A 12,035-nucleotide genomic window follows, 5' to 3' on the forward strand; every position below is an offset into this window, starting at 1 on the left:
TTAGTTTTATATAGCTTGACTTATGTCACCTTTAGAGTGATATATGGTAGTACGAATTTGATAGAAAGGAGAAAATTTAATGCGTGTAAGAATTATAGAGCCTATTTTAAAAGTGAAAAAGCAGAAGAAAAGAGTATGTGCTTATGCAAGAGTTTCAACTGATAGTGAAAAGCAAGAAGAATCTCTAGAAAATCAAATACAATACTATGAAAATATCATTTCTAATAATCCAGACTATGAATTTGCAGGAGTGTTCGCAGATAAGGGTATTACAGGAACTACTGAAAATAGACCAGAATTTCAAAGGATGCTTGGGCTTGCTAGAGATGGTAAGATAGATTTGATAATCACAAAATCTATATCGAGATTTGCAAGGAATACTGCTATTGTTTTAGAAACTGTAAGACAGCTAAAAGATATATGTGTAGAAGTCAGATTTGAAAAAGAAAATATAAATACCTTATCAGGGGACGGTGAGTTAATGCTTACTGTCCTCTCTTCTTTTGCACAGGAAGAAAGCAAGAATGTAAGTGATAACCTTAAATGGAGAGCAAAAAAGAAATTTGAACAAGGTGAATTAATAATAAACACCACAAGGTTTTTAGGGTATGACAAGGATGAATATGGAGATTTAATTATAAATCCTAAAGAGGCTGAGGTGGTGAGAAGAATTTTTAATGAATACCTAAGTGGTAAAGGCGGCTTCACCATTGCAAAGGAACTTAATGTTGAGGGTGTGCAAACTATTAGTAGAAAGAAATGGTGTGAAAGCTCTATATATTTAATATTAAAGAATGAGAAGTACAAGGGCGATGCTATACTTCAGAAATATTATACACCAGACCATTTGAAAAAGCGTTCTGTAAGGAATAGAGGCGAGATTGACAGCTATTATATAGAAGATAATCATTCAGCTATTATTTCAAGAGAAATGTGGGAACAGGTTCAAGAAGAAATTAAAAGAAGAGCAGAAGCAAAAGGAAATGTTGCAGGAGATACATATAAGTACGCTAAAAGGTATCCATTAACAGGAATGCTATACTGCAGTAAATGTGGATCTACCTTAAGGAGACGGACTTGGAATAGCAAGTATTCTTGTAAAAAGATAGTTTGGCAATGCAGTAATTATATTAAAAACGGAAAAGATGCCTGTACTGGAACATCAATTGATGATGATTTTATAAGTAGGCTTAATATAAAGGAAGAAATTATTGTAAGGGAGGAAGTCAAAGATGGCAAGAAACATTACAGTTATACCTGCAAGAGCAAACAGGGGCAATCTAGAGGAGCAAATACAGCAGCAAAAAAAGAAAATGGCAGCCTATTGCAGAGTATCAACAGACCAATTAGAACAGTTATCAAGTTATGAAGCACAGGTTAATTATTATACTAATTATATAAATGGGCATCCAGATTATGAATGTGCTGGTATTTATGCAGATGAAGGTATTTCAGGAACAAACACTAAAAAGAGAGAACAGTTCAATAAAATGATAGAGGATTGCAAAGCAGGAAAAATAGATATGATAATAACCAAGTCTATAAGCAGATTTGCAAGAAATACTCTTGATACTTTGAATTATGTAAGAACACTTAAGGAGCTCGGCATTGGTGTTATTTTTGAAAAAGAAAATATAAATACCTTAGATTCAAAAGGAGAAGTCTTACTTACCATCTTAAGTTCCTTGGCACAAGACGAGTCTAGGAGTATCAGCGAAAACTCCACTTGGGGAATTAGAAGAAAATTTGAACAGGGAAAAGTAGTAGTCAACCATAAAAAGTTTTTAGGTTATGATAAGGATGAAGAAGGAAACTTAATAATAGATGAAAAACAGGCCAAGATAGTAAGAAGAATTTATAAGGATTACCTTGATGGAAAAGGTTCAAATAGGATTGCAAGAGAACTTGAAGAAGAAGGGGTTAAAGGCTGGAATGGTAAAGCTAAATGGTATGAAAGCACCATAAGAGGAATACTAACTAATGAAAAGTATAAAGGAGATGCGTTGCTTCAAAAAACTTACACCATAGATTACTTGACGAAGAAAAGGGTAGAGAATAATGGTGAAGTTCCGCAGTATTATGTGGAGGAGAGTCATCCAGCAATTATAGATAAAGAAATGTGGGAAGCGGCACAACTTGAGATGGAAAGAAGGCGAGTATTTGCTGAAACTTATGGTGTATTTAAATTAGATTATGCAACATTAGATAATCCTTTTGCAGGGAGAGTTATATGTGGACGATGCGGCAGTTCATTTGGAAGGAAAACATGGCATTCCACAAATGAAAATCTTAAAAGAAAAGTTTGGATGTGTAGCAATAGGTATAAAATAAAAGGTGAAAAAGGCTGCCAAAATAAACACATCGATGATAAGGTTTTATACCAGACTTTTATAAATACCTTCAATACTATTATTGAAAACAAGGATTATTTTATGGAGAAGTGGAAGGATGGATTAAAGAGTGACAACGTTTTAGTAAGGTATAGGTCAAAGAAGTTTATAAAAATTATTGAAAAAGCAGAGCCAATAAAAGAATTTGATGTAAATTTATTTTTAAGGCTAATAGAGAAGATGACTATGTTTGAAGGGGAAAAGAATATTGTAAGCTTGCTCGATGGGACTGAGATAGAAGTTATAATTGAATATATAAAATGATTAGTAAACATGGGGGATTTTCATATTGACAATTTTTTTCGATTTGTAAAGTGAGACAAATATTTAATATTTGGAAATAATGGGCTAGGTTATTGATTAAACCAGTATTAGAAGGAATATCAATATATAATAAGAGTATTTGAAAATCCTTGATGGATATAAAATAATTATTCACAAGGATTTCACATAAGTTTTATAGAATGTATATTAAAAAAGTTCACTTGGTTAATATTAATCATAAGAGGGTGTTGTTAATGGATATGAAAATTTTGATTGCAGACGATGATCCTATTTTCAGAGAACTTGTATGCGATATAATAAAAAAAGAGGGCTATATTTCTGTAGAGGCTTGTAATGGTCAACAAGCTATCGATATATTTTTTGACTCGAAGGATATTGATTTACTTATATTAGATGTAATGATGCCTATATATGATGGATGGGAAGTGCTTAAGGAAATAAGAGAACATTCCGAGGTTCCTGTAATCATGCTGACAGCTTTAGGGGATGAGAAACATGAGGTATTTGGACTAAAAAAAGGAGCAGATGATTACATATCAAAGCCATTTAGCTATGAAGTTTTTGTTGCAAGACTTAATGTACTTTTAAGGAAAATAAAAAAGAGCCGCCTTGATGAGATGAAAATTGGAAGAATGAGGATAAAACAAGAAACACATAGGGTGTCGATATGTGATTCGGAAATTGAATTAAATCGTAAGGAATACAGTCTTCTGATTTATTTAATAGAAAACAGGAACAGAGTATTAACCCGAGAGCAAATATTAAGAAATATATGGGGTTATGATTTTGAAGGGGATATAAGAACCATTGATACACATATAAAAACCCTGAGGGCTAAGCTTTTATCATGTGGTGAATATATAAAAACTGTACGTGGCAGCGGGTATATGTTTGAGGTGGATGAATCATGAGAACAATTAGAACAAAGCTGTTTGTACTATTTTCTATTTTCATGGTTTTGTTAGTGCTTTGCGGCATACTTTTAAATGCTTTTTTTTTGGAACGGTATTACATTTATAAAAACAGAGCTGTTTTTATAGAAACAAGTAAAAAAATTAGTGAGGAATATGTAAATAACAGAAAAAATATCGCTAACTTCATAAATCTCATAGATCGTGTTGACGGAATAAGCTGTATAATTACGGACAGGGAGCAAAGTGTAAAATATAATTCATTCCCACAAAAGCCAGGTCCCGATGCAATGCGTCTGCCTGGTGAAATCGAGCAGCTTGCTTTGCAAAATGAGAATAAGCTGCTTAGGAAATATGTATACTCTGTTGTTTCAAAACCAAATGATCAGGCTCCAAAATTAGTTTTTATATCTAGATTGGATAATGGAGACCTTATTATTCTTAGAAAGCCTTTGAAGGGGATTAATGAAAGTGTATCCATTGCAAATCAGTTCTATATTTTTGCAGGCTTGGTGTTAATACTTTTGGGTGGAATATTCATATTTATTTTTTCAAAGACAATAACTAGACCTGTTATTGAAATGAGTAAGGTGGCAGAAGGAATATCTAATCTTGAGTTTAATAAACGTGTGCTTTACGATTCAGATGATGAACTTGGAAGCCTTGGAAAAAGCATAAACAAAATATCCGAAAAATTAAGTGACAGCATGGATGCACTTAAGCAAGATGTTGAACGTAGAAAACAGCTTGTGAGAAATATATCTCATGAATTAAAAACGCCCATAGGGGTAATTAAAGGCTATGCGGAAGGTTTAAAATATGGTGTGGCAGATGATGCTGAAAAGACACAGAAATATTGTATAGTCATTGCGGAAGAATGCAATCGCATGGATAACATGGTAAGAGAGCTTCTAAATCTTTCAATGTTAGAAGCTGGATTATTTCAATTGAACATTTCTAAGTTTGATGTTGGGGGGGTGATTCAAAAGCTATCAGAAAGGTTTGAAGCTGTATTTGTTGAAAAAGATATAACACTGCATTTGAATATACAAAAGAATTTAGTTGTAGATGCTGACTATGAACTTCTAGAGCGGGTTGTAAATAATTATATCACAAATGCCATAAATCATGCAGAAGGAATGAAATATATCAAGGTGACTGTGGAAAAAAAAGATAATGGAGTAAGAGTATCTGTATTTAATACTGGTAAGCATATACCAGAGAATGACTTGGTAAATATCTGGGATGTTTTTTACAAGATAGATAAATCTAGGGCAAGGCAATATGGAGGGCATGGGCTAGGTCTTTCTATAGTTAGATTAATAGCAGAACTTCATGGAGGTATAACAGGTGTAGAAAATGTAGATGATGGTGTATTATTTTTTATTGAGATACCATAGATTTTTCTAGAGAGAATAACTTGTTTTACTTAAAGGTTTCACACTAATTTCACAAGAAGATTATAAAATGTACCTATAAGCAGTAGCTACTGTTTATAGGTACATTTTACTTTTGAAAAGTAAGGTGTTGTACGAAAAAGAATTAGCTTCAATTCGAGAGTGAAATTATATTATATGTTGATTTGGAGGGAATGCCATATGGATGAAACTAATATTCAATATTCAATAGTGGTGCCACTTTATAATGAGGAGTTAGTTATTAAAGAAACCTATAAAAGACTAAAAAAGGTAATGGAAACAACAGGGGAAGCATATGAAATCATTTTTGTAAATGATGGGAGCAAGGATAGGACTCTTGAGATGGTTAAAGATATATGCAATAAGGACAAGAATATTAAACTAATAAGTTTTTCTAAAAATTTTGGACACCAGATTGCAATAACTGCTGGAATGAACAATTCTAATGGCAAGGCAGCTATAGTAATTGATGCTGACCTTCAAGATCCACCTGAAATCATATTAAAAATGATTGAAAAGTGGAAGGAAGGCTATGATGTTGTTTATGGCAAAAGGCTTAGTAGAAGAGGTGAGACATTTTTCAAGAAAGTTACAGCAAAAGCTTTTTATAGAACATTAAGAGTGATGACTGATGTTGATATACCAGTAGATACAGGAGATTTTAGATTAATTGACAGAAAGGTCTGTGAAGCATTAAAAAGAGTGCCGGAAAGAAATAGGTATGTTAGAGGAATTATAAGTTGGTTAGGATTTAAGCAAACTGGTGTAGAATTTGCAAGAGAAGAAAGGTTTGCAGGTGAAACAAAGTATCCTCTTAAGAAAATGATTAAATTTGCTTCTGATGCTATTATATCTTTTTCATACAAGCCATTAAGGCTGGCAATTATTATAGGTTTTTCAATATCAATATTTAGTTTTTTATATCTTATTGTTATAGTATTTAAAAAATTATTTGTTAATGATGCTATACACGGATGGACTTCTATTGTTGCATTAAGTCTATTTTTTAATGGTTTAGTGTTAATAATGCTTGGCATAATTGGTGAGTATATTGGACGTATTTATGATGAAGTAAAAGGTAGACCACTTTATATAATTGATGAAAAGGTGGGATTTTAATTGTGTAAAACAATAAAATATAGTTTTTATAATAATATTCTAAATCTATATGAGAAATATAAAACATTTATCCACTTTTTAATTGTTGGATTTATTAATACAGGTGTTGACTTTGTTACGTTTTCTATACTTTTTAGCTTTTTTCATATAGATAAGCTCATATGTCAGGTCTTTGGGTATAGTGTAGGTATTGTAAATAGTTTTATAATGAATAAAATATTTACGTTTAAAGAAAAAGATATAGAATGTAGTATAGTAATTCAGTCTGTTAGATTTATTTCAGTAAACGTAGTATCACTTGGCATATCAATTATTGCTCTTGGGATATTAAATTATAATTTATGTATAAATGTTTATATGTCAAAATTAATAATTACAGTAATTGCACAGGGGATAAATTATTTTGGTTATAAATTATGGGTATTTAGTAGTAAATAGTGATTATAGAGGAGAGATAATAATGAAATTTAAACTCAAGAAGAACCTTCCAATATTGTTGACGGTATTATTAGCATGTGTTATTTATATATGGAAACTTTGGGATGAGGGACTTGCTAATCTTTATTACTCCGCAGGAGTATACTCTATGGGACAAAGTTTCCATGCTTTTTTCTATAACAGTATAGATTCAGTGGGCTTTATTAGCATAGATAAGCCGCCACTAGGACTTTGGATACAAGTTTTATTCACAAAGATATTTGGATTTAATGGCATGGCTATAGTACTTCCAGAAGCACTTGCCAGTGTTTTTTCTGTATATCTCATATATAAAATTATAAATAAACGGTTTGGGCAAACTGCAGGGATAATTTCAGCATTGGTTCTTGCCTTAACACCAATTCTTGTAGCAGTTAGCAGAAACAATACCATTGATGGAATACTAATTTTTATGCTTATTTTAGCTTCAGATCAGACCATTAAAGCTTCAGAAAAGTCTAGTATTAAACATCTCATTATTGCAAGTTTATTTATCGGTCTTGGATTTAATGTAAAAATGCTTCAGGCTTATATGATAGTTCCTGCAGTGTATTCAACCTATTTTTTATTTTCTAAAGAAAAAATATTAAAAAGAATGATTTCATCTGCAATCTCTATTGTTATACTTGTTATAGTTTCTTTTTCATGGATTATGGCGGTTGACTTTACTCCAGCTCAAAACAGACCCTATGTAGGAAGCAGTGGCACTAATAGTGAGATAAATCTGACTTTGGGTAATAATGGTATGGGTAGATTAATTGGTAGAGCTTCTGGAGGTGGAAACAATAGCCATATGACTTCACAGCAAAATGGTAGAAAAAATGAACCAGGAAATAATCCTCCTGGCAAAACAAAGGCTGAGGACAAAAATAGACCACCTAGTGGAAATTCACCACAACCAAAGCCTATGAACGGACAGGGACTAGGTGGTGAGGGTGGTCCTACATCAATATTTAGGTTATATAACAATAATATTGCAGGACAAATATCCTGGTTTCTATTTCCAGCGTTAATGGTTAGTTTATTGTGTTTGTATCAATTATTTAGAAAAAAACTTGAGCCAAGTTCTAAGAATATCTCTCTTTTCTATTTTACTATGTGTTTTATATCAATGTTTATTTATTTTAGCTTTTCAATTGGAATGGTACACCGCTATTATCTTGCTATGCTTTCCTCAGCTATTGCTGGACTTATTGGAATAGGAGTTTCGCTTTTACTTGAAAAATACTCTGAAAATAAAAGTGTCATTATAGCTATCTTTGGAGCTTCAGCAGCAACGCAATTATATATTCAAAGTCTTTATAAAGACTGGCTTAACTGGCTTTTACCATTATGTGCCGTGGTTTTTGCAGTTTCAATTACATTAATATTTTTTGGAATTAAAAAGAGAGTGAAAAAAGAGATTATATCCATACCTATAGCAGCACTTTTGATATTACCTGGTATTTGGTCATTTACTCCAATTATTTATGGAAACAATGCTCAATTACCAATTGCAGGTCCAGAGCTTGTAAATCAGGGAGATTTATTTGATAGACATCCAGAGTTATCAAATTTGATTATCTTCCTAAAAGACAACAGAGGAAACGCAACATATATTGCTTCTGTCCCAAGTGCTATGGATATGGGAGCAGAGTTAATTCTTCAATCTGGGGAACCAGTTATGGTTTTAGGTGGTTTTAATGGTGGCGATAATCCCTTAACTTTAGAAGAATATAAGAATATGATTAGGATTGGTAAGATTAAATATGCAATTATTACAAAAAATAAAGCATCTATAAACACTGATAATTCAAGTGGAAATATAAATGATTGGATAATTAAAAATTGTACACCTATTAAGGAGCAATTTAATGGATTTACATTGTATAAATTAAGTATTAATTAATCATGTAGTAAAATTTTATAAATATAATATTTATTTCACCGAAATTTCACAATAACACTTTAATATGTACTTATAACAAGTTAGTAGTAAAAAAACAAATAAATTTTTAGAAGGGGTGGATATATTAATGAAAAAGAATTTAGCTTCAATTATAAGTTGCACTCTCATAATTGGTGGAATTTCAACAACAGTATTTGCTACCTCAAATGCAATGAAGAAACCAGCTAAAGTAAAGGATGTGCAAATACTGCAAGAGGCAGGAAATGGAATGCAAAAAAAGAATCCGCCTCCTGCAAATGAAAAAAACAAACCTAATAGCAGCCAATATACTCTGGAACAGGCAATGAGTGATAATGCACAGCTTTCTACAATTGCATTTAGCGGACTTGCTTTTATTACTGGCAGTAGTGGAGCAGATACCTTTATGCCGCCAGGAAAGGTAGCAGATTTCTTTGGATTTCAATATATGCGTGATGTAGATACGGCAGGATATGGGCACAACACAACCTTTCTTACTAGAGTTGCAAGCAATGTGCTTTATATTTTAAATGACGATCAAAAAGCAAAACTAGTGGCACTCGCAAAAGAGCAGGCACCACTTTATACAAACTTTGCATATAACCGTTTTCCTATAATGAATGCTTTTAGGCGCAGCTTGGAAGGAAAAATCCCTGCTGGATCAACTGGTTTAAATATTGAAGCTGTTTCTAAATATACTGCCGATCTTTATAAAACAGATGCAGATTTAAGCTATAATCGTGCAGTAGTAGTTGGTGGGATAATAAATTCTCTTACTGATGAGCAAAAAGCATACTTGGGAAAAATGCAGTTTAATAATTATTCATCATGGCCAGCAGTTTCTGAGGATGAAACCATTAAAAAGACTATAAATAATGATGAATATGTGGCAGTTATGACTTATGCAAGCGAATTGTTTTCATGGTATAAGGGTAGCATTGAGGCAGATGTATATTTTTGTCCAGAGCGCCATGGGACATACTTTGGAGGTTTTTATATGAAGGATTATCCTGCTATGAATAATCCAAATTATTTTATTAGTACAGATATTACTGGGGACAGTGGAAAAGAATTCTTAAATATTCTTAATACAAATCAAAGAGTTTTGATAACTGAGATAATAGATGAGCAGCGTGATTCACTTAAAGAAATAGCGCAAATTAGGACTCAAGTTGCTACTGAATTGCGTAAGGCTATGAGTGGAGGAACTATAGATAAAGAAAAGGTATATTCTCTTATTGAACGCTATGGAGAACTAGATGGAAAGATGTCTGCGCTTTATGCTTCTCGTTTTTCAGCAGTGAATAAAACGCTTACAGAAGATCAAAGGGCTGCGCTTGTAAAACTTAGAAATCTTAATGTTGTACCTCAAGGTGGATACAGATTTTCAACACCAGTAGCTATGCCTGAAATACCAAATACAGATTTTATGTTTGGTGTGGGAAATGTACCAGAAAATGCAGGGCAAATAACTGCTCCAGAAAGTTTTAGAAATAATAATGAGGTAAAAAAAGCTGGCAAAACGAGGTGATTATTTATGAGAAAAAATAAATTTATTATTCTCATATTTACCATATGTTTGATGTGCACTGGTTATATCATCTATAGATCATATGGCGTGAAAGCAATGAACTTTAGTAAAGGTAAATTCTTAACTCAGAATAGTAATGTTAATAGTGCTGAAAATCAGAAAAAAATACAAGGGCAGAAAAGTGGTAAGGCTGGAAAAAAGGATAACATAGGAAATACATTGGGAATAGGGGCCACACCAGCACTTACAATGACAAGTGTGCCAGAGAATGGTTTTTCCTTTGCAATACAAGCTGATTCTCACCTTGATGAAAATACTGATATAAACCTTTATAAACAGACATTGCAAAATATTGTTTCAAAAAAGCCATCATTTCTTATAGATTTAGGTGATACTTTTATGTCTGAGAAATTTGCAAAAACCCAGCATGAGGTAGAACAAAGATATATTGAAGCAAAATCATATTTTGGCTCTTTGGGTTCAATACCTCTTTACCTTGTCACTGGAAACCATGATGGTGAAAATGGATGGGATACACGAAATGGCCAAAATAACATGTTGGCATGGGCTAGGAATGCACGGTTGAAATACTTTCCTCCGGATATATCCGAAGCATCATATTCTGGAAATAGGTTAACAGCAAATTATTACTCATTTATCAAAGGTGATGTACAGTTTATAGTTCTTGACCCTTTTACGTATTCAACAGAAAAGGCTAGAGGAAATGATGATGGGTGGAAGTATACACTAGGAAAGACACAATATGATTGGTTCAAAAGTGCTTTGGAAAATAGCAATGCAAAATACAAATTTGTTTTTATTCACAATCTTGTAGGAGGTTATAGTAAGGATGCTAGGGGTGGTGCTGAAGCAGCAAAATTCTTTGAATGGGGCGGGTACAGTCCCAATGGTAACTATGAGTTTGACAAGATGCGCCCTGGTTGGGGCAAGCCTATACATCAGCTTATGTTGGATAACAATGTGACAGCTGTTTTTCATGGACATGATCATTTTTATGGTAAACAAAGCTTAGATGGAATTATCTATCAGCTTGTGCCACAGCCAGGAACTCCTGGAAACAGTGTTGGTGACGCAGCTAAGTATAGCTATAAAGATGGAGTGTTTCTCCCATCTGCAGGGTATTTGAGGGTTGTAGTATCTGATGCAAAGGTGGTAGTAGAATATGTGAAAACCTCTTTACAGGATAAAGTTAACAAAAGCATACCAGATTCTTATACAGTATCCCCAAAATAGATTTAGTTCAACAGAAACAAAGATCAATTTGGGGTTGTATATATAAATAAAATAATAGATAAAAAGGAGCGATTTAGTTATGATGAATAAAAAAGTATTAGGAATTATTATTGCTACAATTGTAAGTATTGGAAGTGCTGCTACAGCTTTTGCAGCTGACAAAACGCCTAAAGGTGCGGAAGCTAAAGCTGCAAAAATAGAGGCTAAACAGGAAAAGCAAGCGCAGAAGGCTGAAAAACAAGCTCAGAAATCTGCAAAATTACAAGAAAAAGCAGCTAAGTTAGGTGTAGACATTACAGGGCTTACAGATGAAGAAGCAAAAGCTAAACTTGAAGAAGCAAGTAATGCAAAATTACAAGAGAAAGCAACTAAGCTGGGTATTGATATTACAGGGCTTACAGATGAAGAAATTAAAACTAAGCTTAAAGAAGTAAGTAATGCAAAATTACAAGAAAAAGCATCTAAGCTAGGTATAGATATTACAGGACTTACAACTGAGGAAGCAAAAGCAAAAATAAAAGAAGCAAAGGCTGAAAAACAATCAGTGAAAACAGAACAAAATACTTCAGAAACTACTGAACAGTAATATTGATGTTTTATGAAATAATACAGCATTAATACTCTTGAAGTTCTTTGTGTAGTAACAGGGGATGCATTGATTTTCTTAAATATCAAGCATCCCTTATTCGTATATAAGAATAAAAAATATATAAAAATTTTGCTTTGGGAACAGGAATACTACAT

The 12,035-nt window shown here is 32.8% G+C and carries 10 protein-coding genes; all 10 read left to right on the forward strand.

Annotated features, from left to right (window positions below; all coding sequences use genetic code 11):
• The first annotated feature begins 79 nt into the window (after positions 1–79).
• Positions 80–1,369 (forward strand): recombinase family protein, encoded by a 1,290-nt coding sequence (locus tag CLMAG_RS05040; protein WP_066618770.1) that lies wholly within the window; start codon positions 80–82, stop codon positions 1,367–1,369.
• Entirely contained in the window at positions 1,314–2,654 is a 1,341-nt protein-coding gene (locus tag CLMAG_RS05045) for a recombinase family protein (RefSeq protein WP_066618773.1), read from the forward strand. The genes CLMAG_RS05040 and CLMAG_RS05045 overlap by 56 nt, the downstream gene beginning before the upstream one ends.
• Before the next feature lie 254 nt (positions 2,655–2,908).
• Positions 2,909–3,586 (forward strand): response regulator transcription factor, encoded by a 678-nt coding sequence (locus tag CLMAG_RS05050; protein ID WP_066618779.1) that lies wholly within the window; start codon positions 2,909–2,911, stop codon positions 3,584–3,586.
• Positions 3,583–4,986, forward strand: coding sequence for a sensor histidine kinase (locus CLMAG_RS05055; protein ID WP_066618790.1), 1,404 nt, complete (start codon positions 3,583–3,585; stop codon positions 4,984–4,986). The genes CLMAG_RS05050 and CLMAG_RS05055 overlap by 4 nt, the downstream gene beginning before the upstream one ends.
• Positions 4,987–5,184: 198 nt before the next feature.
• Positions 5,185–6,123, forward strand: coding sequence for a glycosyltransferase family 2 protein (locus CLMAG_RS05060; RefSeq protein ID WP_066618794.1), 939 nt, complete (start codon positions 5,185–5,187; stop codon positions 6,121–6,123).
• Positions 6,124–6,561 (forward strand): GtrA family protein, encoded by a 438-nt coding sequence (locus CLMAG_RS05065; protein ID WP_082831800.1) that lies wholly within the window; start codon positions 6,124–6,126, stop codon positions 6,559–6,561.
• Positions 6,562–6,583: 22 nt separating this feature from the next.
• Positions 6,584–8,488 (forward strand): glycosyltransferase family 39 protein, encoded by a 1,905-nt coding sequence (locus CLMAG_RS05070; protein WP_139264164.1) that lies wholly within the window; start codon positions 6,584–6,586, stop codon positions 8,486–8,488.
• Positions 8,489–8,615: 127 nt separating this feature from the next.
• Positions 8,616–10,037, forward strand: coding sequence for a hypothetical protein (locus tag CLMAG_RS05075; RefSeq protein WP_066618800.1), 1,422 nt, complete (start codon positions 8,616–8,618; stop codon positions 10,035–10,037).
• 6 nt (positions 10,038–10,043) lie between these two features.
• Complete coding sequence (locus CLMAG_RS05080; protein ID WP_066618806.1) at positions 10,044–11,291, forward strand: metallophosphoesterase family protein; 1,248 nt, start codon at positions 10,044–10,046, stop codon at positions 11,289–11,291.
• Between the two features lie 79 nt (positions 11,292–11,370).
• Positions 11,371–11,877 (forward strand): hypothetical protein, encoded by a 507-nt coding sequence (locus CLMAG_RS05085; RefSeq protein WP_066618809.1) that lies wholly within the window; start codon positions 11,371–11,373, stop codon positions 11,875–11,877.
• Positions 11,878–12,035: the final 158 nt, after the last annotated feature.

The organism is Clostridium magnum DSM 2767 (assembly GCF_001623875.1).
In the GTDB taxonomy this organism is placed as follows: domain Bacteria; phylum Bacillota; class Clostridia; order Clostridiales; family Clostridiaceae; genus Clostridium_AM; species Clostridium_AM magnum.